Consider the following 23,459-nt stretch of genomic DNA (forward strand, 5'->3'; position numbering starts at 1 on the left):
AGTTTTCAAAGAGCATTTTTAGTTCTGCTAAACTAGCAGGAACTCTATGGTAGCACATTGACCCTCAGTTGTCAAACGCTTTTTAAAGTGTTTTTCAACCGATCTGCAATTTGTTTAGTAAGAGCAGATTTTCAATATATCATGTGCATCACATTCATGTCAACCATCTTTTTAAGAAATCGATGGTCGGGAAGACAGGATTCGAACCTGCGACCCCTTGGTCCCAAGCCAAGTACTCTACCAAGCTGAGCTACTTCCCGATTACAGTTCTTCATTTTTTAAGATGAAGATGCGTGCCCTGAGAGATTCGAACTCCCGACCTTTTGATTCGTAGTCAAACGCTCTATCCAGCTGAGCTAAGGGCACATGTTATGGAGCGGACGAAGGGTCTCGAACCCTCGACCTTCGCCTTGGCAAGGCGACGCTCTACCAATTGAGCTACGTCCGCATGTTTATTGGTGCGGTCGAGAGGACTTGAACCTCCACGGTGTTGCCACCACTAGAACCTGAATCTAGCGCGTCTGCCAATTCCGCCACGACCGCATATAAAATTCAATCTCTCGCTTTTTTAAAAAACTGGTGAGCCATGAAGGACTCGAACCTTCGACCCTCTGATTAAAAGTCAGATGCTCTACCAACTGAGCTAATGGCTCTCGCTATATTTATCGCTATTTCAGACCATCAAGGTTGAAATGGCGGAGCTGACGGGACTCGAACCCGCGACCTCCGGTGTGACAGACCGGCGTGAACTCCAACTTCACCACAGCTCCATATTCGGTTGCACCCAAAGGGTACTCCCATCCTACTTGATCACGCATGATTACTCAACGGAGTCCATGTAGAAAATTTGGTTGCGGGAGCAGGATTTGAACCTGCGACCTTCGGGTTATGAGCCCGACGAGCTACCGAGCTGCTCCATCCCGCGATAGTTAAGTGGTGGAGGCTGACGGGATCGAACCGCCGACCCTCTGCTTGTAAGGCAGATGCTCTCCCAGCTGAGCTAAGCCTCCAGGATCCCTGCGTTTGCAGGGCGTTTTGCTAGGTGACCCGTAGGGGATTCGAACCCCTGAATGACAGCGTGAAAGGCTGCTGTGTTAAACCGCTTCACCAACGGGCCATTTCTAAGAAAGTGATGGCGGATGGAGTGGGATTTGAACCCACGAGACGGTTCGACACCGCCTACACGATTTCCAATCGTGCTCCTTCGGCCGCTCGGACATCCATCCGTATATTTGAAGTGGATCAAAGCGATCCGCTTGTTTGCCTTTCAGAATTCATATGTTAGCATGCATTCATCTGAAACGCAAGAACTTTTTTAGAGAAACTTAAAAAGTTCAATGTGACATAACTTTTCTGTCAGGCACAATAGCCATTGTAGCGTGTGGATCATGTGCTGTCAACGAAAAGTATTGAAAATCTCAACTTTTTTCTCTGTCACCAGCAATGTTACTCGCCGAGTACCACTCTTTTTGTCGAGTCGGCTCGTATCTACACTACTAACAGAACTCACCATAGAGTAAGCCGAGATGGTATAATTTAACTCGAGACAAGACTGGCGGTGGAAGACCACGGCACAGCTTCCTGTAAAGGAGGTGATGCTGATGGTCTCGCTCGGCACGCTTTACCTTTTCCTAAAAGTACTGGCAACCATGCTAAGCCTCTGGTTTAGCAGCAGGAAGCTCTACCGATGGATAAGAAAGTGGCGTAACAAGCGAAAACCCACCGCCTAAGGTTGACCGCCTGACGGTGGGTTCGCTGTTTTTGTAATCATGCGCGCCGTGGGTGTGCCACAGCTACTTGTCTCAGGAGCCTTGCCGCTGCAACGGTATTGGCTCCTTTATTTATATGTTGGATAATCCATATCTCTACCAGTAGTTTAACACCCTTTTTCCATTCCATACAATATTGGCAACGATTTACAAGTAGAAAGGATTTGAAATGGATGACCTCGATTAGTCTAGCTACTCCTCAAGACATTCCTGCTGTATGTACGATTGATGCCATGGTTCTCGGTTCAACCAGTCGTTCATCTGAACTTCAAGAAGCCATCGAGCAAGGGCATTGCTACTTGGCGTTAATCGACAAGAATATCGTCGGTTTTGCCATCATCAATCAATCCTTTTTTAAGAACAGCTTTATTCATCTGCTCATTGTTCACCCTCACTATCAGAAACGAGGGGTTGGCGAGGAGATGATGCGCTATCTGGAAACGATCTCCCCAACGGAGAAGTTGTTCACTTCTACTAACCTTTCCAACGAAAGAATGCAACGCCTCTGTCTGAGGCTGGGATATGTTCACTGCGGAACTCTGACTCATCTAGATCCAGATGATCCTGAAATGTTTTTCTGCAAATACGTTCGCCATCCACTATGACTGATTGCGCTCATAGATCAAACGAAGTCCTTTTAGCGTAAGATTCTGATCCACGACATGGATACAAGAGGTCTCATTTGCAAAAAGCGCTGCCAACCCTCCCGTAGCAACTACGGTAGGTCGCGTCCCGTATTCATCCATGATTCTGCGTACAATGCCTTCGACCTGACCGACGAACCCATAGAAAATACCGGATTGCATCGCCGCTATCGTATTCCGCCCCACTACACTTGCAGGCTTGGCAATTTCGATTCGCGGGAGTTTGGCAGCACGAGTGAAGAGCGCCTCTGTCGATATCCCGATACCAGGAGCAATCGCCCCGCCCCAATACTGCGCCCGCTCATCCACATAGCAAAAGGTCGTCGCTGTACCAAAATCGACAACAATAAGCGGCGCACCATAATGATGAATCGCAGCAACAGCGTTCACGATTCGATCGGAACCAACCTCTCGCGGATACTCATACTTGATGTTCAGTCCTGTTTTGATACCCGGTCCGATAATCAGCGCTTTTTGTTGCATGTACTTCCCACACATGCGTTCAATCGTGAGGTTTAAAGGCGGCACGACAGACGAGATGATGACGCCTCTTACCTGTTCAAGACCAAGCCCTACGCTACCAAACAAGCTTTTGACGAGCATGCCGTACTCGTCTTCCGTTTTGTTACGGTCTGTGGACACTCTCCAATGGTGTTGAAGCTCGTCGCCTTCATACAAGCCCAACACAATATTGGAGTTGCCTATATCGATCACCAATAACATCGTGGTCGCTCCTTACCGCTTGCGTGTATTCAGATCGAGGCTGATATCAAACGCTTTGACAGAATGAGTCAGCGCCCCGACCGAAATGATATCTACGCCTGTTTTTGCAATGTCACCAATCGTCTCTAGACTCACACCGCCAGATGCCTCGACAATCGCCCGCCCATTGATATACTGCACGGCTTCCACCATTTGATCGAGGGACATATTGTCGAGCATGATTGTATCTGCACCTGCTGCCAATGCTTCCTGAACCTGTTCGAACGATTCGGCCTCTACTTCTACTGTCATCGTATGAGGAATAACCGCGCGTGCCGCCGCAACAGCCTGTGCGATACCGCCCGCTCCTTTGATATGATTGTCCTTGATCATCACGGCATCATACAGGGCAAAACGGTGATTGTAGCCTCCCCCGACTCGAACCGCATACTTTTCCAAAGCCCTGAGGCCTGGTGTAGTCTTTCTCGTATCGACAACTCGTGCCTTCGTCCCTGCGACGGCGGTTGCGTATTCACTCGTTTTCGTGGCAATCCCAGACAGTCGTTGCATTAAATTAAGGGCAAGCCGCTCTCCGCTCAAAATAGAACGAACCGAGCCGCTGACTTGGGCGATCTGCTGACCAACCTCTACTTGTGCCCCTTCTTCTACTTTTGCCTCAAAAACGAGGGTAGAATCAACCGTGGAAAATACTTGCTCCGCAATCGGCAAGCCTGCCACGATCCCCGCTTCCTTCGCATATAAAATACCCACACCCTGCTCCGATTCAGGAATCGTGCTCATCGTCGTCACATCACCAAACCCCACGTCTTCCTGTAGCCATTCCTCTATTTTTCGCTGAAGCTCCCGTTTATTCCACATCATGCTTCTCACACTCCTCTTGGACACCATCTTCTATAGACTGGATCAAATGCTTGCGCCACACCAAGTCGTCTTTATTTGGAAAATCAGTACGATAATGCCCACCTCTACTTTCTTCCCGCAAAAGTGCCGCTCGCGTTGTCAGGACGGCAGCATTCAGCAGATTGAAAAATTCAAACGTTTCCAGACTCTCAGGCTCGTACTGATAGTATTGCTCCATTCGCGCAAGCTCTGCTAATGCTTTCGTTAATCCTTTATCGTCGCGCTTCACACTAACGTGCCGCAGCATGAGCTTTTGCATTTTCAATCGTTGTTCACGTGTATTGAACGCTTGGGGCAGTTTTTGCTTAGAACCAACCTGGAAGGGATGAATGCTCGGCAAATCAGCCAGCTGCTTGATACGCTCCGCTATGCGGTGACCGAATACAACAGCTTCTGATAACGAGTTACTAGCCAGTCGATTTGCTCCATGTACCCCTGTGCAGGAAGCTTCCCCGCATGCAAAAAGCCGCTTCGTCGAGGTCTCCCCGTTCAAATCAGTCTGGACCCCACCCATAATATAATGGCAGGCAGGAGCTACTGGAATCCAATCTGTCACCATATTGAGCCCATATTGTAAGCAAAAATTATAAATCGTCGGAAAACGCCGCTTAATAAGGTCCTCCGATTCGTGGGTAATGTCCAGATACACGAACGTAGACTTCGTCTGTTCCATCTCAGAGACAATCGCCCTGGCGACAATATCGCGCGGTGCCAGCTCCTTTTGCGGATGGTACTTGTCCATGAAGCGATCACCATTGCTGTTACGCAAAATGGCACCCTCCCCACGAACGGCTTCCGAAATCAAAAAGCGCGGGGCTCCCGGATAGTAAAGCGCAGTCGGATGAAACTGGATAAATTCCACATCTTTAATGCGAGCGCCAGCCCGATACGCGATGCCGATCCCATCTGCTGTAGCGATTTGCGGATTCGTTGTGTAACGATAAAGCTGACCTGCACCTCCCGTAGCCAGTACCGTTGCTTTTGCTTCCAGGAAAAACAGTTCGCCATCCGGCTTACGCACGAGGACACCCACGCATTCGCCATCCTGCGTGATAACATCCACAGCAAAATGATATTCCAAAACCTGAATGTTTGGCTGCTCTATCACACGCTTGGACAAAGCGCGGACGATCTCTGCCCCTGTGGCATCTCCGTTCGCATGCAAAATACGTCGTTTGCTATGCGCGCCTTCCTGTGTCAGCTCGTACTCCCCTTGTTCATCGCGGTCAAATTCCGTTCCATATGCAATCAGTTCATGCAAGCGATCAGGGCCCTCATGCACCAGGACTTCCACAGCGTTATACGAGCAAAGACCTGCTCCAGCGATTAACGTATCCTGTCGATGAAGGGCAGGAGAATCTGATTGGGCTGTTACAGCAGCGATTCCTCCCTGAGCCCAGCGTGTGTTACTATCATCGAGTCCCTTCTTGCTGATCAACACCACATCCGCATACTCACTCGTTTGCAACGCCGTATACAACCCAGCAATTCCTGCTCCAATAACAGCTACATCTGCCCTCATCCGAGGCAAGGTGTGCAAATCAAAGTCCACAATGTAACGGGGAATCATGACTGTGTCCCTTCTCTCTTGTAACTGATGATTTTCCACCCATTATAGCAAATACACGCTTGGAGGAGATGCAAAAAAAGAGCGCCCGCAAAAGCGAGCACTCCCCTCTATCCGATTAATTCGAATGTGTTACACATTCCTTGCACGTCCCATATACCTCGAACTTGTGCCCCGTCACCTGAAACTCTTCCGGTACCGCGGAAATGATATTCATCGGACATCCTGGCAAAGAAGAAGTCTTTCCACATTCGGTACAAATCACATGGTGATGATGGTGTCCATCTGTCGAACAGGCCAAACGGAATCTGCCTTCCCCATCCAGCTCCGTCTCTTCCAGAATCCCCAGCTCAACAAAAGTGGAAATGTTGCGATAGACGGTATCGAAGCTGAGTGTCGGATACTGCTCCTTGATTCTTTCCATAATATCTTTGGCAGACAGATATCGCTTCTCGGCCGCGCAGATTCGAATCATCTCCTCCCGCTTGCCGGTATACTTGAAACCATGGTCTTTCAATATTTGCAGCGCTTCTTCTACTTTCATCGACAAACACTCCTTCCTTTTGTCATATCCGGAAAACTCTTATCGAAAAGCGGCCCGCAGCTTTTTTACACCCAATACAACCAGCATAACCAGTACTGCCATCAGTACAATTGTACCACCAGATGCCCAATCAAGGAGATAGGCAAAATACAAACCGCTCAGCACGGAAAACTCCGCGAACAAAATCGACAAGAAAATCGTTTGACGAAAGCTTTTTGCGATTTGCAGACTAGCCGCCACCGGAAGCGTAATCAGGGCCGAGATTAACAGGACACCAACAATACGCATGGAAGCCGCAATCGTCAGAGCGACGAGCACCATGAACCACAAATTAATCGAACGCCTTGCCACGCCGGAGACGCGAGCGAATTCCTCGTCAAAGGAGACAGCAAAAAGCTCTTTGTAAATCAACAAGACTGTCCCTAAAACGACTACTGCCACACCAATCAGCGCATACAGATCTTCAATGGACACCGTCACGATTTTTCCGAACAAGTACGAATACAGATCTGCATTAAAACCGTCTGCGATACTGATCAATACCGTAAATAGCCCAAGTCCCGCGGACAAAATAATCGGAATCGCCAAATCCTGATACGCTTTGTACACCTTACGCAGCCGCTCGATGAACAACGAACCGATCACCGCAAACAACATCCCAAAAAACAGCGGATTAACCACGGAGAAGAAGGCGACCTTTTTGGAAATGAGCATCCCGGCAGCTACACCGGACAGCGTGACGTGTGACAAGCCATCTGCCATCATCGACAAGCGACGAACAATGAGAAACGTACCCAAAATAGGGCAGATCAGACCAATTAAAATCCCTGAAAACAGGGTATACCGCAAAAAGTCATACTGCCACCAATCAGCAAGCATGTGCATATTCCTTCTTTCTTACCTATTTACAAAGCTTAATGATGATGAGACAGCAGTCTGACCGAATCACCGTACATACTTTGCAAGATTTTTTCTTGGTTATGCTCAAAATCGTGCGCCGTTCCATGGAAGTGAATTTTTTTCTGCACACAAGCCACCTTGGTCACCCATTGCGACATGACTCCCACATCGTGGCTGACGATCATCATCGTCAATCCGTTCTCTTCCTTCAGCGAACGAAGCAAGCTGTAAAATTGATCGATCGATTCCTGATCGACACCGACTGTAGGCTCATCGAGGATCAACAGCTCCGGTTCAGCTACGAGAGCTCGCGCTATGAATACGCGCTGCAATTGCCCGCCGGACAAGTTGCCGATTCGTTGATCCAGCTTCTCCAGCAAGCCGACACGCTCTACCGCAGCCCGTACACTCTCATGATGCTGACCTGTCAGTCTGCGAAAAAGGCCTACTTTGCCGACCAATCCAGATGACACGACTTCTCGCACCGTCGCCGGAAATCCACCCGCTCCATGCGCAACCTGTTGAGCCACGTATCCAATGCGGTTCCATTCACGAAACTTGGATAGCGGTTGCCCGAAGAGCTCCACTGTCCCTTTGTTTGGCGTCAACAGACCCAAAATCAGCTTCATCAGCGTAGATTTTCCTGATCCATTCGGCCCGACGATGCCAACAAAGTCTCCGCGTTCCAGTGTGAATTCAACCTCATCGAGAACCTGTTTGTCTTCATATTGAAAGGAGACGCCTGTGAGCTTAATGACTGGCACCTCTTGTTTATGTGGTTCCATGAAATATCCATCCCTTAAATCGGATTTGTTCTTATTTGCTTCCCTTCATCGTACTACGATTTTACCCGAACCACAAGCATCCTACTAATGAATGAAAAAATGCCGCCTGGTCAGCGACATCTTTTCAAGGGAAAGCTTATTGGAGTGCAGTCTTCAATGTATTCATATTGTCGCGCATAATGGACAAGTAATCACGGCCTGCCTTCACATCGTCTTCCGTCAAACCTTCCAACGGATTGAGTGTGGCTGTCTTCACGCCCGCTTCCTTCGCAATCACTTCCGCTACCTTCGGAGAAACTAACGTCTCGAACAGCACATAAGAAATGTTGTGTTCCTTTACATGCTCCACCAAGCTCTTCAACTCTGTTGTAGATGGCTCATCAGAAGGATTAACCCCTGAGATCGCTACTTGCTCCAGCCCGTAGCGTTTTGCCAGATAGCTGAATGCGCTATGAGAAACCATGAATTCTTTCTTCGGCGCTTGCGTAACCATGTCTTTGAACTCTTTATCCAGCTGTTCCAGGTCTGTTGCTAATTGTGTGTAGTTCTTTTCATAATCAGCAGCATGCGCCTGATCCTTTTGCACGAGCGTATTTTTGACCTTCTCTGCCTGTGCCTTCAGTTGCATCGGATCGAGCCATACATGAGGGTCCATATCCCCGTGGTCATGCCCTGCCTCTTCTGCGTGACCTTCTTCTGTGTGTCCTTCTCCTTCATGCTCATGCTCAGCTGCACGAATCAGCTCGAGACCTTCCGTCGCATTAACGATCGTTGTTTTGTTTTTGTCGAGGTTGGTTACAGCCTTCTCTACCCACAGCTCCAAACCACTGCCGTTATAAGCAAAGATATCTGCTCCAGAGAGAGCGACCATGTCTTTTGCGGTTGGTTCGTAGTCGTGAGGCTCTACGCCAGCGGGAACCAGATTCGTTACCTCCACGTGTTCACCGCCGATTCGCTTCGCTACATATTCCAATGGATAAATCGTCGTGTATACTTTTGGCTTCCCGGACGCGTTACCACCAGTTTGCGGTGTACCAGCCGTTTCATTCGCTGCTCCACATCCCACTAGCCCCACTGCCGTAATGAAGCTGAGGGCTGCCAACATAGCTCTTTTCATCTATATTTCCTCCTGACCCAATTCAAAATGATTCCGATTTACGTTCTCGTCGTTTTTCATTATACGGAGAGGCGCCTAAAAAGTAAATAGGATTTATTCCGATTTAATCGTCATAAATGTGTATCTTCTCCCGTAGCTTCACAATTTCTCCATCGCCTTATGATAAAATAACTGGCAGGAGGTATGTCCAAGATGAAACGTAAATCATGGTTAGCCATTACTTTTATCACCGCAGCTCTGCTTACTGGCTGTGGCTCTACTGATCAAGCTGAACAGAATCATAGCGATCACACGCAGCACGCCCCCAATGGAGACTTGCAGGAATTGACTGCTTCCGCTGATCAGCTTCCAAAATTTTTAGACAACCAAGACCCTGTTATTATCCAATCCTACAAAGTTGCTGCCGCAAACCGTGAGTTGCTCAAATCCATTCCCTGCTATTGTGGTTGTGGTGAAAGTGCTGGACACGGGCATAATGGCAACTGCTTCATCAAAGAAGAAAAATCTGATGGCTCCATTGTCTGGGATGACCACGGCACTCGCTGCGGCGTATGCATGGAAATCGCCGTTATTTCCGGCAAGCTGAAAGAAGAAGGCAAATCTACAAAAGAAATTCGTACCTATATAGACCAAACCTACGGGCAAGGCTACGGAAAACCAACTCCTACCCCGATGCCTTCCTAAACACAGATAACAAGACTTCCCGACGAGGAGGTCTTTCTTTTTTCCCTTTTATGGAATAGAATAATACATAGGTATTCGAGGTATCGAAATCCGAGGTATAAGGAGGTAGCTATGGCAGTTAACAAAGAGTTGATGAAAGGCAGTACGGTCATTCTCATTCTTACCTTGCTGGAACAAAAGGCGATGTACGGCTATGAGATGATCAAGACGATGGAAACTAGCTCTAACGGTGTGCTGTCTCTCAAGGAAGGCACCCTCTATCCTATTCTTCATACCCTTGAGTCTGAAGGAAAGGTCGAGGCGTTTTGGAGTGAGGGGGAAGGAGAGCGGAAACGTAAATATTATCAAATCACCCGCGAAGGCAAGAAGCATCTGAAAGAAAAGAAACAGGAGTGGGAATCTTTTCGTACCGCTGTTGACTCCGTGCTGGGAGGGCAGGCTACATGAACGGGAACAAGCGAACTGCCCATTACATAAAAGAAGTTTGTGATCAGATTAAAAACAAAGAGGTTCATGCAGCGATTACGCTAGAGTTGGAGAATCATTTCGCCGAAAAGATCGAGGACTATCGTGAGGCTGGGTACGGGGAAGAAGAAGCGACTCGGATTGCGATTGCGGAGATGGGTGATCCTGTTGATGTCGGGCGGCATCTGCATCAAGCGCATAAGCCGCGGATGGAGTGGGGAATTGTTTCGATTGTGGGAATCCTACTCGCTATCGGGCTGGTTACCCTGTATTCTCTTCATATTGCAGAAGATAATCGCAATTTGATCGGTAGACAACTGGTCGGAATCATAATCGGAACAGTCGTCCTCGTGGCGATTCTCTTTTGGGATTACAGTAAATTAAAGAGATATAGTAAGATTCTGTATTTCGGCACGATGACCTTACTCTTATATACACTGCTCGCAGGGAGACCTATAGCCGGTATTCAGTATTTGGACATCGGAGATTCTCAACTCCATTTCATTGGAATCAGTCCCTTCCTGTTCATCGTAGCCCTCGCAGGAATTTTCACCGAGTGGAAGGAGCACAATCGCTACACCATCGTAAAACTGATATCGTACTTCCTCCCCCCGTGCCTACTTCTCATGTTAGGCGAATACGAATTTGCCGTTCTCTTATATGTCGGTGGCTACATCGCCCTCATGATTGCCGCTGTGCCTAAAAAACTTGTTATAATGAGCTACCTCGCTATGGTTTTCGCGTTTGTCGGAGGGATGGTTTACCTGTTCGCTCAACCTTATCAGCTAGATCGTCTATTTCACTTCCTGAATACGTACCTCGAACCGGATGGAAGAGGATATATCACCAATCAATCCTTGAAAACCATCCAGTCAGCTACCTTATGGGGACAAGGCTTCGGTGCCTCTCTAGATGATGCATTGCCTGCCCTTGAGTCTGACTATATTTTTGCCTACATGGTGTATATCTTTGGACCAATTGTAGGGATAGCCTTTTTCTTCCTGGGCGTCTTGCTGTTGCTTCGTTTGCTCCAGGCCATTAGACGAGTAAAAGATGTATACGGATCCTTGCTGTTATCCGGTATGATTGTACTCTTTTTCACGCCGTTTTTCTGGGGTATTTTCATGACTGTCGGTCTGGCTCCCCCTATCGCTGTGAATCTACCATTCGTTGGCTTTGGAATCGTGCATACCGTATTGCAGATGGCATTGATTGGACTCGCCCTGAACATTTACCGACGAAAAGACATCCAGCCCTTAACCAAAGCCTCCTAATAGAAAAAGGGAGTAAAGCCCCTGCGCTCTACTCCCTTTTTGCATTTGATCAGACTGCCTCTTAAGCAGGCGCTACCGCAAGCATGCGCTCCAACGAAGCACGTGCCGCATCAGCAACATCCTTCGGAACAAAAATCTCCGGCTTCATATTCTCCAGCGCCTCGACGCACTTTTTCAGGTTGTTCACCTTCATATTCGGGCAAACGAGGTACTTGGAAGCGAAAATGAACGTTTTGTCCGGACTGTCCTTTTCCAACATGTAGCGCGTGCCGTCTTCCGTTCCGATAATAAACTCTTTGTGCGAAGACTCACGGCAGTATTTCAAAATTCCGGTCGTGGAACCAACGTAGTCAGCCAGTGATACCACTTCTGGGCGGCACTCTGGATGAACGACAACCACAGCCTCTGGGTGCTGCTGCTTCAACGTCATGATGTCTTCTACAGACAGTTGGTCATGCGTATTGCAGTACCCTTCCCAAATAATCATTTTCTTGTCCGTGAATTGGGATACATAGTGTCCAAGATTTTTGTCCGGCACCCAAATGATCTCATCGCTGTCAATCGACTCGATCACGCGCTTCGCGTTGGACGACGTACAGCAGATGTAGGTTTCTGCTTTCACATCTGCAGAAGTATTGATGTAAGCCACTACCTTTGCATTTGGATGCTGTGCTTTGAGTTTGCGGAGCCCGTCTACGTTCACCATGTCCGCCATCGGACAGCCAGCCCGTTCATCGGGAATAATGACGGTCTTCTGGGGATTGAGAATTTTTGCACTTTCTCCCATAAAATGAACCCCACAGAACAAAATCACATCGGCATCCGTTTCTTTCGCTTTCTGCGCCAATCCAAAGGAATCGCCAATGAAGTCAGCGACCTCCTGAATCTCGGGACGTTGGTAAAAGTGAGCAAGAATGATGGCATTACGCTCTTTCTTCAGCTGCAGCAGTCGTTCACGTAACTCAGCGTTGCGCTGGGCTTTTTTTTCTAACGCTAAAGCGTCCATGGAAAAAATCCCCCTACGGTGGTGTCATAATTTACGGTCATTGTAAGCGTATAACCTCACCTTGTCAACGTGGTACATTTTAGAACGAAAAAAGCAGAAACCGGCCCGTTACAGACGCAGCTTCTGCTTTTTTATTCTCTTACTCGCCTTTCTCTCCGAGAACACGCTCCCGAATAAAGCGGGCTACGCCTTCCTCATTGTGGTGCGGGGCGATATATTTGGCCACCTGCTTGATCTCGTCAGAAGCATTTTCCATCGCGACGGAATATCCTGCGCCCGTTAGCGCCTCACGATCGTTTTCTGCATCGCCAAATGCCATTACTTTCTCCGGGGAGATTCCCCATTTCTCACAGAAGTATTGAAGCCCTTCCCATTTGGAAACCCCTTGAGGAATTACTTCGACATTCTGCTTTCCAGATGAAGTGATGGTCACTTGCTCGCTCCAAGGCTTCAGCTGTTCTTTCACCCACTCCAGACGATCCGGGTCATGATGCCAGATGAAGAACTTGACGATCTCTACTCCCCCGGACTCTACTTTTTCCAGCATCTCTGCCAATGGCACTACATGAGCGAGCCTGTAGTAAGGAAAATTCAAGATAGAGAACCCTTCCACTGATGCGTCCTCGCTTATGGTCGCTTCCAAACGTTCACGGTCTTCTTTGATCATCCAGCGATTGCTGTTGGTATCATGAAGCTCATAATAAATCGTTTCTTGCCTCAGGGCATGAGTCGCACCGATTACCATCTCAGTAGGAAGGAGCCATCGACGGACCAGCGTGCCATCCCCTTCGAAAACAGCCCCGCCATTGCTACAGACAAAGCCGTCAAAAGGAAAGGAATCAATCGGAATTTGAGCGGAGCCATACATCCTGCCCGTAGATAAAACGAGTTTGCAGCCTTGCTGTTGCAATTGGCGAAGTGCTTCTTTCGTTCCTTCTGTCAGCTTTGAATCGTGAGTCAGTAAGGTTCCATCCATGTCAAATGCAGCCATGCCTGGTGTAAGCAACATATCCAATCCCTCTCATTCGCTTTGGATTTGAGTCACCATAGTGGAAGAGAAGAAAAAGCACAGTTCTCTTCGACTCTGACACGCCAGCAGGGGGATTCACTGGACGTCTCCACTTAAGAAAACCTCCTACCGATGCCTTTTCAAGGAGGAGCGACCGCGTTTAATCGGAAAGTTTTCATGCGCTCCGGAATTTATATGATAAATTCCTATACGTTAAAAAAGGGGACCGTCGAGCCAAAGCCACCCTACGGGCGGAAGTTTCTCAAGGAAGAAGTGTTCGACAAGCGTGGTCCCCTTTTTTAAGTTCCGACTGGGGTGGCCTGTCAAGGTCTACGAGCCCTGTGCTTTTTCTTCTCACTAGCTTTATTGGTTCATCGTTACCTTTTAAAAAACTTAACCTAACACTTTCCGATATTGCAAAAAAGGGCACCTGAGGCGCCCCTTATTGTTTCGGTTCTTCGTTTGTATCTTCTTGCTTTGGTTCTTCTTTTACTTCTACTTCTTCCAGCTTCGGTTGAATGTTCACGACCACATCTTTATTAGCATCTGGATCGTTATCCATTTTACCTGTTTCGATCAATTGCTTGATCTGCTCAGCATCGAGAGTCTCTACACGGAGCAGCGTGTTCGCAATCAGATCGAGCTGATCACGGTGCTTCGTCAGCAATTCTGTACACTTTGCGTAGCACTCGTTGATAATATTTTGCATTTCGAGATCGATCTCGTAGGCAATCTTATCGGAGTAGTTACGCTCATTGCCATAGTCGCGGCCCAGGAATACCTGTCCTTGACTCTTACCGAACTGCATCGGTCCGAGCTTGCTCATTCCGTATTCGGTAATCATGCTGCGAGCGATAGCAGTCGCGCGCTGGAAGTCATTATGCGCCCCGGTACTAATATCCCCGAGCACCAATTCCTCCGCAACACGTCCACCCAACAGACCGACGATTTTGTCGAGCAGGTCTTGTTTGGTAGCAAAGAAACGGTCTTCTTTCGGCAGCATCACTGTGTATCCGCCAGCTTGGCCGCGCGGAATGATTGTTACCTTATGTACCATTTCTGCATTTCTCAGGTGGTATCCAATAATCGTATGACCAGCTTCGTGGAAGGCAACCAGACGGCGTTCGTCTTCGCTCACGACGCGAGACTTCTTCGCTGGACCTGCAATCACGCGGTCAATCGCTTCATCTACTTCTGTCATGGTGATTTGCTTTTTGTTTCTGCGGGCAGTCAAGAGAGCGGCTTCGTTAAGCAAGTTCTCCAAGTCTGCGCCCGTGAAGCCCGATGTACCACGAGCAATCACGTCCAGCTTCACGTCTTCGCCAATCGGCTTGTTGCGGGCATGAACCTTGAGCACCGCTTCACGGCCTTTGATATCAGGACGATCAACTGTAATTTGACGGTCAAAACGTCCCGGACGCAAGAGAGCCGGGTCGAGAATGTCAGGTCGGTTGGTCGCAGCGATCATGATGATCCCTTCGTTTCCACCAAAACCGTCCATCTCTACGAGCAACTGGTTGAGAGTTTGCTCGCGTTCGTCGTGGCCGCCGCCGAGTCCAGCTCCGCGTTGACGACCCACGGCGTCAATCTCGTCAATAAAGATAATGCAAGGAGCATTTTTCTTAGCATTTTCAAACAGGTCACGTACGCGGGATGCACCCACCCCAACGAACATTTCCACGAAGTCAGAACCGGAGATACTGAAGAACGGCACACCAGCTTCGCCTGCAACAGCGCGAGCGAGCAAGGTTTTACCTGTACCCGGAGGACCTACGAGCAGTACCCCTTTTGGAATACGAGCGCCAACCGCATTGAACTTACGGTTGTCTTTCAGGAAATCAACGACTTCCTCCAGCTCAGCCTTTTCTTCGTCCGCTCCTGCTACGTCGTCAAAGGTAACGCGTTTCTTTTCTTCGTTGTAAAGCTTGGCGCGGCTTTTACCGAAGTTCATTACTCGGCTTCCGCCACCTTGGGCATTGTTCAGAAGAAAGAAAAACAGGATGAAGATGATGACAAAAGGAATGATTGAGGTCAAGAACGTGAGCCAAATGCTGTTGCCCTCCGCAGGATTGAACGCTACATTCTTCATCTTTTGCGCATCAATTTTCTCTTCGACTAGCTTTACAACATCTGAATCATACAAAGGAACATTGGTAAAAAATTTGTTGCTTTCCTGTCCCGGAATAGCTTTTGCCAACGTACCCTCAACCCTGTAAGTACCATTCTCTGGTCGAAGCGCCAACTCAGTGACGTTGTCAGCTTTTAGCTGTACCCGGAATTCCTGATATGTAAGTTTCCCAACCTTATCAGTACCGGAGAGGATGAAATTCACGATCCCGACCGTGACAAGAAAAATCAGTAGGTAGAACCCGGTATTACGAAAAAAGCGATTCATTCCTTACCTCCTCTCACGAACAGACACTTTTCACATTTTATCATAGAAAGTACGGTCTCCACAACAAACCTACTTCGTGTAGACCTCAGGCTTCAATACACCGATATAAGGCAGATTACGGTAGTGCTCGGCATAGTCCAAGCCATATCCCACAACGAATTCGTCTGGAACATCGTAACCCTTGTAATCCGGTGAAATATCCACCTTGCGACGCTCTGGTTTGTTCAAGAGAGTCACCACTTTTACAGAAGCAGCTTCCCGATGGCGCAACAGCTCTACCAAGCGGCTCAGCGTCAGTCCACTGTCCATGATGTCTTCTACAACCAGTACGTGTCTGTTTTGCACAGATGTATCGAGATCCTTCAAGATTTTCACCATGCCAGAGGACTCTGTTCCACTTCCGTAGCTGGAAACTGCCATGAAGTCCATTTCGCACGGAATGTTCATGTGACGGATCAGATCAGCCATGAAAATGACTGCGCCTTTCAGCACGCAGATGACCAATGGATTTTTATCCTTGTATTCTGCAGCCAGCGTCTCACCCAATTCTCGAACTTTACCCGCAATATCCTCTTCTGATAGCAAAATCTTCTCGATGTCTTGATTCATGAAAAAACCTCCCGCCAATCTTCTCCAAACTCTACCCGCACGTGTAGAAAACGCCTGGTCTGTCCATTGACAGGCGCTACGGCGGAACGGCGCACACCTGGTACCAAAATCACCTCATCGCCCGCCGTCAAAAGCGGAAGTTTGTCACGCCATGCTCGCGGAAATTTGGCATCAATCAATAAATCCTTTAGCTTCTTTCCATCTGCTGAGCCAAACAGGGTGATGCGGTCTCCAGGTTTTCGGTTACGCAAATACAGCGATCCTGGCAACTGATCGGCATCAAAGACCGCTTCATTCGCCGGGAGTCGCTCCCAATCCATGGGACCTTCCAGGTAAGTAATATGTACCGTGGCCTTGCTCTCGTCGATCCAGGTTACACCGGGAACGGCGAGCTCGTAACTATACGTATGTATGCGATCCTGTCGCTTTCTACGACGGAAAGTGATTCGCTCGTACACCCGGTCGACTACTAGGTCATTCGGCAAATGCAATTCCGCAGAAGGGCGACTTCCCCCTAGCATGTGCAAAACGGTCTCCACATGTTGCGAAGACCATTCGGTATGTTTTGAGAGATAACTTAATATTAGAGTAATCATTCTCCTTTGTAAAGCAACGTCACAAGTTTGAAACTTGTCATTGTCCATCAAAAATGCTTCAGGTTTTTTCTCAATCGTTACCTCTTTCAAATGCTCAATCGCCAGCCTCGTTAAAAGCGCTTCGTCCTGACGGATTGCCTCTGCGGTAGCCAAGATATGCTCCCGATACTTGTCATTCACTTTTTCCAATAAAGGCATGACATCCAGACGCAGCAGATTGCGCGTATATTTGCGCGATTGGTTGCTGCTATCCTCACGGGGGACGAGTTGATGTTCCCGACAGTAGCCTTCCAGTTCTTGACGGGTTTTATGCAGGAGCGGACGCACGAGCTCAATCGGGCAATCCTCAAGCATTCTTCGCTTCGGCATCCCTGTCAATCCATGCAACCTGCTGCCTCGCACAAAACGAAAAAGAATCGTTTCCACCTGATCGTCGGCATGATGGGCCAATGCCAGCTTGGTCGCTCCCTGAGCCAGACCTACCTCTCGATACAGCCGATAGCGAATGTCGCGACTTGCTTCTTGCCCGCCTAGTCCCGTTTTTTCCATATAAGCGGGAACGTCATATTCAAACAGATGAAAATCTACGCCGAGCTGACGACACAGCTCTTCTGCATAGAGTGCGTCCTGCCTTGCTTCTTCCCCACGAAAGCCGTGGTTCAGATGGACAGCATGGAGCTTCCAATGATACTGGTATTGTTTATTGAGAGAAGCCAATATATGCAACAGTGCGGTAGAATCGTTGCCACCGGATATTCCGACGACAACGGTCTCACCAGGAAGCAAAAGCCCCTCAGACTCAATCTCGTTGCGCACGCTTGCCAGCATAGCGGGCTCCTTTCCAAATCGTCAGAACCGAAATTCCAAATATAAGTCCAGAAGCAATCGCGCCGGCCACCATCAATGTCTTGGTCGCCTGGGTGATCCCTCCGACATAATCGTTGTTTACAAAAGCAAGCATGGCTTTGTAAGCCAACGATCCCGGTACCAGTGGAATAATTCCCGCGACGCTAAAATTCGTAGAAGGAACTCGCAGTATAATAGATAAGAGCTGGCTGAGCAAAGAGACAGCAGCAGCTGAAACAAACGTCGACAACAAGACCTCTGCACCGTAGATAGGAAGAATGGAGTAGACGAGAAAACCGACCACTCCAGCTAAACCAGCCGCTACGATTGTTCGAACCGGCACATTGAACAGCACACACCACGCTACTGAAGAGGCGAAGCTAAGCGCCAATCCTTTTAACAACATCGTACTCACCTCGTAAACGAAAGAATAATGGCTGTGGCTACCGCTACGGAGACAGCTGTCAGCATGGCTTCTACTCCGCGTGAAACACCTGCAACCAAATCACCAGCCATCAGATCCCGAAGCGAGTTAGTGATGGCGATCCCCGGAAACAAAGGAAGCATCGCACCAATAATAATGATGCTTAAATGCAACTGCGGAAAGACCGTCACGGTCAACAATGCGAAAAGTCCTCCTAGTAAAGCGGCAGAGAACTCCGTAAAAAACTTCATCCGGACAAACTGTTCTAAATATTCCTGGCTCAGGTTCACAATCAACCCGGCCATCGCAGAAGGAACCAGACTGCCCCAATCTCCCCCTGCAAGCATAGCAAAGGAGCCGCTGGCCGTAGCGGCTGCTAGATGCTGCAACCATTTCGGATAGATCTGCTTTTTCTGATCGATCTCACGCAGCGTCCGATAGGCTTGCTCCAAATTAATTTTCCCACCGACAAACTGTCGGGAAACATCATTCACGAGCGTAATTTTATTGAGGTTGGTCGTACGTTTGGGGGTACGAACCATTCTTGTATGATCCAGTCCACTGCAACGAAAGGACAGGATGATGCTTGTAGGCGTAGCCGAGCTGTTGACGTCATCCATCCCCGCTGCCTTCGCGATCAATGCCATTGTCTCTTCCGTCCGGTAAGTCTCTCCACCGTTTTTCAAAATAATCGAGCCTGCCAACAAGCAAGTATCCATCACCAAATCTGAGGACACGAACCGTCACATCCTTCACATAAACCATGCGTAATACAAAGTGCCAGCCAACAGGAGTAACGAAGCGACAAAAAGACCGCTAATGCCCGCCCCTGCGTTCCCTTTCGTCCGCGTTTTCTTTTGCGGCTTTTGCGGTTTGGCGCTCATGCTATCTCGCAAGACCGCCAACAGCTCCGCCCGCATTTCTTTTGCTGTCGCAAACTTACCGTGAAACGCCTTCAATAAAGGCTCCCGGTAAGGGTACAGGCTGTCACTTTTTCGTATTATATCACAGAGTAATATCGTGTGACGTGGGTCACCAAGGCTGTTTTTCCACGTTTCCGGTCCAACCGTCAGACGCACCATCATCACGGCTGTCGAGAACAGGTCATAACTTACTTCAGCCCGTCTATCACCTGCGTGCCAAAAAGCTCGATCGTACTCTTCTGTAAACTGCCGAACAGCGTTGCCCAGCTTGGTCACTCCACCGAAATCAATCAAGCGTACCTGCTTGTCCGTTTGGGTAACCATCACATTCTGCGGTTTCAAATCACCAAAAATATAGCCATGCTGGTGCAAAACATCCAGTCGGGCCAGCAATTGAACCATCATCACCGCCACCCAGTCCGGACCCTCTTGCTTGATATATTCATCCAATTGCAAGCCTTGAAGATACTCCATGGCATAAAACGTACAAGCCTTCCCATTTACAACGAGATCGTCCACGTCGCACAGGAGCGGTCCCACTTTGGAATCCCGCCCCTGCTGTGTGCTTTTCAACACATTCACTTCCATTAAAATGTCTATGCCTTCCACGCCGACCTTAACCGCGCGCTGTACGCCACCTTGGGATACCAGGTACACGGTCCCATTTGCACCACGCCCCAACTCCCGTAAGACGTGGTACGATTTTTTGTTCCATTTGCCTGTAAAGTGCTTGGGCAGATCGGGGGTGGCTGCCTTAAAAGACATGGTCACGCAGCATTCCGTTCGAGTCGTCCTCTTCTTCTTGGTCGATGTACCGCTCTTGCAGCGAGCGTGGGAGCTTGTCCTGCTCAAACAGGGCAATTGCCTCTACGATGGCGGGGCCTGTAGGAGTAATTCCGCTCATCGCCAAATCACTCGTAATTTGATGAGCCTGCTCGACCTTTTCTGTCCACGGAATACGGATATCGAGATGCTTTTGTTTCCCCGGAAATGAACCGACCGCCATTCTGCTATGTCCACTCCGTGAATGCAGACTGATACTGAAATCGTGTATCGCTTGCTGAACAGCCGACAGCTTTGGCTTCATACTTCCTGAGGTATCGACCAGCATCACGACGTTCAAGCTGCTTTTTTCACCCAACTCGTCAACCATTCCGGCAACCTGCACTCTTTTATCAGGTGCCAGCTCCTCTATTCCGGAATCGCCCAAAATCTCTTTTAATTCTTTATTGACCACTTGATGAATAGTGCGCGTCATTGCTTTTCGCGTCAGCATTTGTACCGTTTGCGCAAGCTGTTGGGGGTACACGATGTCGCAGAGTCCACCACCTGCTTCCGCAATATCCCTAATTTCCTTCTCCCCTTTCTCACCCAGCTCACTCTTGTCGATTACGCCAATCACATTAACCGTAATTCCTTGCTCCCTTGCCAGTGCCGCCGCAGCAACAGGACTCATCCCCGAGTTGGAGCAGCCGTCTGTCACTACCAGTATTTGACGAAGTGTCGCTTCTTTCACAATAATCTCCCCATTCGATCTGTTTTGTCAGTCCCAGCTCCGTGTAGCGACCGTTCATCCACTTCACTTCGCAGGGTATTTTTAGCAACAGTATCGACGGGTAATAGAGAAAACATACTCCTAACTCACAATCCGTGGACGCTCGAGCTTCTCCAAGCCATGCACCGCGATGGCAGCCCACTGCGGTACAAAGCGGTCAATTCGCGCCACCAACACGGTCATGTCATCAACAATTTGTCCAGAATGCTGGCGAATGACTTTTTCCAATAATAAATCAGCGACCTCCTGTGGATCATTTGTCTCCAATTCGCTGATGATTCGCTTCATCCACGCTTGCCTGTTTTCAATATGGCGTGGTGCCTCATAGATGCCATCGGACATCATGACGAGCAAATCACCTGGCTTGAGCATACGAGATACGACATCCACCTCGATTTCTTCCAAAATCCCTACTGGCAGGTTGTTGGCGGTGATCGTGATGACGTCTTTATTTCTTTTGACAAAGCTTGGAGTGGAGCCGATTTTTACAAAACGGGTATGAGCGGTCTGCAAATCGATCAGAGCCAAGTCCACTGTCGCGAACATTTCCTCCTTGGAACGCAGGGCAAGCACGGAGTTAACGGTTTTGATCGAAATTTTTTCATCCATACCAGAACGAAGGAGCTGCTGGAGCATATCGAGGGCGGATTGACTCTCTATGGATGCCCGCTCGCCATTCCCCATTCCATCGCTGATCGCCAGCGCCATTTTTCCATTTCCCAAATCCATCGTGCGGAAGCTGTCACCAGATAGCAGCTTGCCGTCTTTGGCTGCACCCGCGACCCCGATATCGATCTCATACGTTTTGGCGGAAGCAAGGCACATCGTGCATGAACCGTCTTTTTGCGCTTCACAATGCCGCTCACGAACCACAATGTTTTCTCCCAATATCTCCGTGAGCATGGGAGCCACGATCTTCGCGCATTCATCGCGGCCGTAGCAAGTCGGCTGACTGATTTCGATATCGACCTTGCCTTCTTCCAAGCTGTGTATTTCTACGCGGCGTACTGACAGACCCAAGCCCTCCAATGCTTGTGAGACCTGCTTTTCCTGAAAGCTCAGCTCCATTCCCTCTCGCTGTATTTCCCGGGCAAAATCACTCATGACCCGAGAGACTCCAGATAGCTGGTCGGCTACGAGCATTCGGCTTTCCTTTATCTGCTTTTTCAGTTGGTCAAACGATTGCTGACGATCGTATTCCTGCTCCATCACAGTCATGACCTTTTCTGTTTTGACACACTTGCGCTCCCAATCACGTGGCGGTGTAACACCAGCCAAGGTACCGTGCTCGTACACTTTTTCCATTAAAAAGCGCATTCCCTCATAGGTCGATTGCGTATCTTTATCCCAGCATTGTTCTTTTTTCCAGCATTTCTGGCAGGTGAATTCAGATACACGGCTGAGAAACGCATCGGCCTGTTCTTCTATTTCTTCAGGACCGGCTGTCTGGGCAAAGCTATGGGAGAGTTGCGTAAACAAATCGGAGAATTGCTGGATTTTGCCCGCCGTCACATCGCGGACTCTGCGCATGTATTCTTGATGAGATTGTAGATTCTCGGGAGTCCCGGGGATAAATCGGGCTACCTTTTTCCAAAGAGCAGCAGGGGTCAGAACGAAGAGAACAATCGCCAGAGAGGTTTCGATCAAGGAGAAGTAGAGTGTCTCTTCTGCTCCACCGTAAATCGCAAGAATAGCCGTACCAATCAACAAGCCTGCGGATACGCCCACTTTGCCGCCTTCCTTCAGCAAGCCTGCCAGAAGACCGGAAAAAGCGAGCAGATTGATTTGTAAAAGAGCACTCACATTAGCCAGACTGAGGATGAGACCTGTGACCACACCAACAGCCGCACCGATCGTGCCACCACCAACAAAAGCAAAGACGAGCAGCAAATAGCGTGAAAGTACATGCTCCATCGAAATGCCTTCGACCATCCAATCCACAGTACCCGTCATTAAGGAAGCCAGTAAAATGACTAACGAAACGATCTCTTCATTTTTGAGAGGCTCATAAGGCTTCGCCAAATGAATGATCGATAAGGACTGGATGAAGATGAGCGTCAGTACAAAGCCAAGAATCGCTTCTACTGCCACCATTACGAGCTCGTAAGTCGTTACCTGATTGGTTAGAACCGCATACAACAGACGACTGATGAAAATCGTCCCGACAACCAGTAAAGGCGTCCGTGAAAAATCTTTCTTGCTCATTTTATTCATCAGCTTGCAGGCAAACAAGGCAAGTATCACACTCAAGGTGGTTTCCAGTCCAACAGGCACCGACTGGGTAAAAGCACCGATAATAAGAGCCATCCCCGTGACAAGCAAACAATCTCGGCGAATGTAAAACATGACAATGAAATACGGTATAGCAAAGGGAGTAAGCTCTTCCACGATGAGAGCTCTTCCTAATAAGAAGCCCATGAGGATGGGGAGAACATTCCACTTCTCTATGAGATCTGCTACTTTTTCTCCCCACGTTTGGGCAGTGGTACCCATTCGATCGGACACTTGCCGCGTCCAAGCCTGTCCGGCTTGTGTTACGTTTTTGTTCGCAATCATTTCGCTCCACCCCGTTCTTGGTCAATGTGTTTCTCCATTATACGGAGGGGGCATTGTAAAATTTGTCAAAAATCCAATGAATATTCACAGAATCGTGCGACAAATTCAGTAACGCAAATGGACAAAAAAAACCGACGTTATGGCGGATAACGTCGGCTGACAGGTGAT

The 23,459-nt window shown here is 48.7% G+C and carries 21 protein-coding genes and 10 tRNA genes; 4 read left to right on the plus strand and 27 right to left on the minus strand.

Features of this window, described 5'->3' with window-relative positions; genetic code table 11:
- Positions 1 to 183: 183 nt before the first annotated feature.
- The 10 genes from C7R91_RS08705 to C7R91_RS08750 form a co-directional block, all read right to left on the minus strand.
- Positions 184 to 260: transfer RNA gene (locus tag C7R91_RS08705), tRNA-Pro, on the minus strand.
- Between the two features lie 32 nt (positions 261 to 292).
- Positions 293 to 366: transfer RNA gene (locus C7R91_RS08710), tRNA-Arg, on the minus strand.
- A gap of 6 nt (positions 367 to 372) precedes the next feature.
- Positions 373 to 448 (minus strand) — tRNA-Gly (locus C7R91_RS08715).
- Between the two features lie 8 nt (positions 449 to 456).
- A tRNA-Leu gene (locus tag C7R91_RS08720) sits at positions 457 to 543 on the minus strand.
- Between the two features lie 34 nt (positions 544 to 577).
- Positions 578 to 653, minus strand: a tRNA-Lys gene (locus tag C7R91_RS08725).
- 40 nt (positions 654 to 693) lie between these two features.
- Positions 694 to 770, minus strand: a tRNA-Asp gene (locus C7R91_RS08730).
- 78 nt (positions 771 to 848) lie between these two features.
- Positions 849 to 925, minus strand: a tRNA-Met gene (locus C7R91_RS08735).
- Between the two features lie 9 nt (positions 926 to 934).
- Positions 935 to 1,010, minus strand: a tRNA-Val gene (locus tag C7R91_RS08740).
- Between the two features lie 33 nt (positions 1,011 to 1,043).
- A tRNA-Glu gene (locus tag C7R91_RS08745) sits at positions 1,044 to 1,117 on the minus strand.
- 16 nt (positions 1,118 to 1,133) lie between these two features.
- Positions 1,134 to 1,226, minus strand: a tRNA-Ser gene (locus tag C7R91_RS08750).
- Between the two features lie 716 nt (positions 1,227 to 1,942).
- On the opposite strand from C7R91_RS08750, the gene C7R91_RS08755 reads away from it, so the two are divergent.
- On the plus strand, positions 1,943 to 2,374 hold the full coding sequence (locus C7R91_RS08755; protein WP_047074529.1) for a GNAT family N-acetyltransferase: 432 nt from the start codon (positions 1,943 to 1,945) through the stop codon (positions 2,372 to 2,374).
- Here the strand turns inward: C7R91_RS08755 and C7R91_RS08760 are convergent.
- The 7 genes from C7R91_RS08760 to C7R91_RS08790 form a co-directional block, all read right to left on the minus strand.
- Positions 2,369 to 3,136 carry a type III pantothenate kinase gene (locus C7R91_RS08760; protein WP_047074527.1) on the minus strand — a complete coding sequence of 256 codons (768 nt, stop codon included), beginning with the start codon at positions 3,134 to 3,136 and terminating at the stop codon, positions 2,369 to 2,371. The two genes, C7R91_RS08755 and C7R91_RS08760, sit on opposite strands and share 6 nt — an antisense overlap.
- Before the next feature lie 12 nt (positions 3,137 to 3,148).
- The gene (gene nadC, locus C7R91_RS08765; RefSeq protein WP_047074525.1) at positions 3,149 to 3,997 is read right to left on the minus strand and encodes a carboxylating nicotinate-nucleotide diphosphorylase; all 849 of its coding nucleotides are present in this window, start codon (positions 3,995 to 3,997) and stop codon (positions 3,149 to 3,151) included.
- Complete coding sequence (gene nadB / locus C7R91_RS08770) at positions 3,984 to 5,606, minus strand: L-aspartate oxidase (RefSeq protein WP_047074523.1); 1,623 nt, start codon at positions 5,604 to 5,606, stop codon at positions 3,984 to 3,986. Before nadB ends, nadC begins: the two co-directional genes overlap by 14 nt.
- 115 nt (positions 5,607 to 5,721) lie before the next feature.
- Positions 5,722 to 6,147: a Fur family transcriptional regulator gene (locus tag C7R91_RS08775; protein WP_047074521.1), complete on the minus strand. Its 426-nt coding sequence runs from the start codon at positions 6,145 to 6,147 to the stop codon at positions 5,722 to 5,724.
- Positions 6,148 to 6,186: 39 nt separating this feature from the next.
- Positions 6,187 to 7,026: a metal ABC transporter permease gene (locus C7R91_RS08780; protein ID WP_047074519.1), complete on the minus strand. Its 840-nt coding sequence runs from the start codon at positions 7,024 to 7,026 to the stop codon at positions 6,187 to 6,189.
- A 35-nt stretch (positions 7,027 to 7,061) separates the two neighbouring features.
- Complete coding sequence (locus C7R91_RS08785) at positions 7,062 to 7,832, minus strand: metal ABC transporter ATP-binding protein (RefSeq protein ID WP_047074517.1); 771 nt, start codon at positions 7,830 to 7,832, stop codon at positions 7,062 to 7,064.
- A gap of 136 nt (positions 7,833 to 7,968) precedes the next feature.
- On the minus strand, positions 7,969 to 8,949 hold the full coding sequence (locus C7R91_RS08790; RefSeq protein WP_047074515.1) for a metal ABC transporter substrate-binding protein: 981 nt from the start codon (positions 8,947 to 8,949) through the stop codon (positions 7,969 to 7,971).
- Positions 8,950 to 9,141: 192 nt separating this feature from the next.
- On the opposite strand from C7R91_RS08790, the gene C7R91_RS08795 reads away from it, so the two are divergent.
- From C7R91_RS08795 to C7R91_RS08805, 3 genes are all read left to right on the plus strand, one after another.
- Complete coding sequence (locus C7R91_RS08795; protein ID WP_047074514.1) at positions 9,142 to 9,633, plus strand: PCYCGC domain-containing protein; 492 nt, start codon at positions 9,142 to 9,144, stop codon at positions 9,631 to 9,633.
- A gap of 111 nt (positions 9,634 to 9,744) precedes the next feature.
- On the plus strand, positions 9,745 to 10,080 hold the full coding sequence (locus C7R91_RS08800) for a PadR family transcriptional regulator (RefSeq protein WP_017246969.1): 336 nt from the start codon (positions 9,745 to 9,747) through the stop codon (positions 10,078 to 10,080).
- Entirely contained in the window at positions 10,077 to 11,372 is a 1,296-nt protein-coding gene (locus C7R91_RS08805; protein ID WP_047074512.1) for an FtsW/RodA/SpoVE family cell cycle protein, read from the plus strand. The genes C7R91_RS08800 and C7R91_RS08805 overlap by 4 nt, the downstream gene beginning before the upstream one ends.
- Before the next feature lie 61 nt (positions 11,373 to 11,433).
- Here C7R91_RS08805 and nadA read toward each other — a convergent pair whose 3' ends face one another.
- The 10 genes from nadA to spoIIE form a co-directional block, all read right to left on the minus strand.
- Positions 11,434 to 12,378: a quinolinate synthase NadA gene (gene nadA / locus C7R91_RS08810; RefSeq protein WP_017246967.1), complete on the minus strand. Its 945-nt coding sequence runs from the start codon at positions 12,376 to 12,378 to the stop codon at positions 11,434 to 11,436.
- 139 nt (positions 12,379 to 12,517) lie between these two features.
- Positions 12,518 to 13,387, minus strand: coding sequence for a Cof-type HAD-IIB family hydrolase (locus tag C7R91_RS08815; protein WP_047074510.1), 870 nt, complete (start codon positions 13,385 to 13,387; stop codon positions 12,518 to 12,520).
- Between the two features lie 442 nt (positions 13,388 to 13,829).
- Positions 13,830 to 15,782, minus strand: a complete 1,953-nt coding sequence (gene ftsH, locus C7R91_RS08820; protein WP_047074509.1) for an ATP-dependent zinc metalloprotease FtsH — start codon at positions 15,780 to 15,782, stop codon at positions 13,830 to 13,832.
- 69 nt (positions 15,783 to 15,851) lie between these two features.
- The gene (hpt, locus tag C7R91_RS08825) at positions 15,852 to 16,391 is read right to left on the minus strand and encodes a hypoxanthine phosphoribosyltransferase (protein ID WP_047074507.1); all 540 of its coding nucleotides are present in this window, start codon (positions 16,389 to 16,391) and stop codon (positions 15,852 to 15,854) included.
- The gene (gene tilS, locus C7R91_RS08830) at positions 16,388 to 17,815 is read right to left on the minus strand and encodes a tRNA lysidine(34) synthetase TilS (protein ID WP_047074505.1); all 1,428 of its coding nucleotides are present in this window, start codon (positions 17,813 to 17,815) and stop codon (positions 16,388 to 16,390) included. The genes hpt and tilS overlap by 4 nt, the downstream gene beginning before the upstream one ends.
- On the minus strand, positions 17,787 to 18,239 hold the full coding sequence (locus C7R91_RS08835; RefSeq protein ID WP_047074502.1) for a threonine/serine exporter family protein: 453 nt from the start codon (positions 18,237 to 18,239) through the stop codon (positions 17,787 to 17,789). Before C7R91_RS08835 ends, tilS begins: the two co-directional genes overlap by 29 nt.
- A 5-nt stretch (positions 18,240 to 18,244) precedes the next feature.
- Positions 18,245 to 18,994 (minus strand): threonine/serine exporter family protein, encoded by a 750-nt coding sequence (locus C7R91_RS08840; RefSeq protein WP_047074500.1) that lies wholly within the window; start codon positions 18,992 to 18,994, stop codon positions 18,245 to 18,247.
- Between the two features lie 15 nt (positions 18,995 to 19,009).
- On the minus strand, positions 19,010 to 19,945 hold the full coding sequence (prkT, locus tag C7R91_RS08845) for a serine/threonine protein kinase PrkT (RefSeq protein WP_236697988.1): 936 nt from the start codon (positions 19,943 to 19,945) through the stop codon (positions 19,010 to 19,012).
- Complete coding sequence (locus C7R91_RS08850) at positions 19,935 to 20,696, minus strand: vWA domain-containing protein (protein WP_047074496.1); 762 nt, start codon at positions 20,694 to 20,696, stop codon at positions 19,935 to 19,937. The genes prkT and C7R91_RS08850 overlap by 11 nt, the downstream gene beginning before the upstream one ends.
- A 120-nt stretch (positions 20,697 to 20,816) precedes the next feature.
- On the minus strand, positions 20,817 to 23,291 hold the full coding sequence (gene spoIIE / locus C7R91_RS08855) for a stage II sporulation protein E (protein ID WP_047074494.1): 2,475 nt from the start codon (positions 23,289 to 23,291) through the stop codon (positions 20,817 to 20,819).
- Positions 23,292 to 23,459: the final 168 nt, after the last annotated feature.

This window comes from Brevibacillus formosus, from assembly GCF_003013405.1.
GTDB lineage: Bacteria > Bacillota > Bacilli > Brevibacillales > Brevibacillaceae > Brevibacillus > Brevibacillus formosus.

Excerpts from the sequence above, each read along its gene's own strand:
- C7R91_RS08805 (WP_047074512.1), top strand. The coding sequence starts at position 10,077 with ATGAACGGGAACAAGCGAACTGCCCATTACATAAAAGAAGTTTGTGAT.
- prkT (WP_236697988.1), bottom strand. The coding sequence starts at position 19,945 with ATGTCTTTTAAGGCAGCCACCCCCGATCTGCCCAAGCACTTTACAGGC.
- tilS (WP_047074505.1), bottom strand. The coding sequence starts at position 17,815 with ATGCTGGCAAGCGTGCGCAACGAGATTGAGTCTGAGGGGCTTTTGCTT.
- C7R91_RS08785 (WP_047074517.1), bottom strand. The coding sequence starts at position 7,832 with ATGGAACCACATAAACAAGAGGTGCCAGTCATTAAGCTCACAGGCGTC.
- nadB (WP_047074523.1), bottom strand. The coding sequence starts at position 5,606 with ATGATTCCCCGTTACATTGTGGACTTTGATTTGCACACCTTGCCTCGG.
- C7R91_RS08800 (WP_017246969.1), top strand. The coding sequence starts at position 9,745 with ATGGCAGTTAACAAAGAGTTGATGAAAGGCAGTACGGTCATTCTCATT.
- C7R91_RS08755 (WP_047074529.1), top strand. The coding sequence starts at position 1,943 with ATGACCTCGATTAGTCTAGCTACTCCTCAAGACATTCCTGCTGTATGT.
- hpt (WP_047074507.1), bottom strand. The coding sequence starts at position 16,391 with ATGAATCAAGACATCGAGAAGATTTTGCTATCAGAAGAGGATATTGCG.
- ftsH (WP_047074509.1), bottom strand. The coding sequence starts at position 15,782 with ATGAATCGCTTTTTTCGTAATACCGGGTTCTACCTACTGATTTTTCTT.
- C7R91_RS08835 (WP_047074502.1), bottom strand. The coding sequence starts at position 18,239 with ATGTTGTTAAAAGGATTGGCGCTTAGCTTCGCCTCTTCAGTAGCGTGG.
- nadA (WP_017246967.1), bottom strand. The coding sequence starts at position 12,378 with ATGGACGCTTTAGCGTTAGAAAAAAAAGCCCAGCGCAACGCTGAGTTA.
- C7R91_RS08775 (WP_047074521.1), bottom strand. The coding sequence starts at position 6,147 with ATGAAAGTAGAAGAAGCGCTGCAAATATTGAAAGACCATGGTTTCAAG.
- nadC (WP_047074525.1), bottom strand. The coding sequence starts at position 3,997 with ATGATGTGGAATAAACGGGAGCTTCAGCGAAAAATAGAGGAATGGCTA.
- C7R91_RS08795 (WP_047074514.1), top strand. The coding sequence starts at position 9,142 with ATGAAACGTAAATCATGGTTAGCCATTACTTTTATCACCGCAGCTCTG.
- C7R91_RS08815 (WP_047074510.1), bottom strand. The coding sequence starts at position 13,387 with ATGTTGCTTACACCAGGCATGGCTGCATTTGACATGGATGGAACCTTA.
- spoIIE (WP_047074494.1), bottom strand. The coding sequence starts at position 23,291 with ATGATTGCGAACAAAAACGTAACACAAGCCGGACAGGCTTGGACGCGG.
- C7R91_RS08780 (WP_047074519.1), bottom strand. The coding sequence starts at position 7,026 with ATGCTTGCTGATTGGTGGCAGTATGACTTTTTGCGGTATACCCTGTTT.
- C7R91_RS08760 (WP_047074527.1), bottom strand. The coding sequence starts at position 3,136 with ATGTTATTGGTGATCGATATAGGCAACTCCAATATTGTGTTGGGCTTG.
- C7R91_RS08790 (WP_047074515.1), bottom strand. The coding sequence starts at position 8,949 with ATGAAAAGAGCTATGTTGGCAGCCCTCAGCTTCATTACGGCAGTGGGG.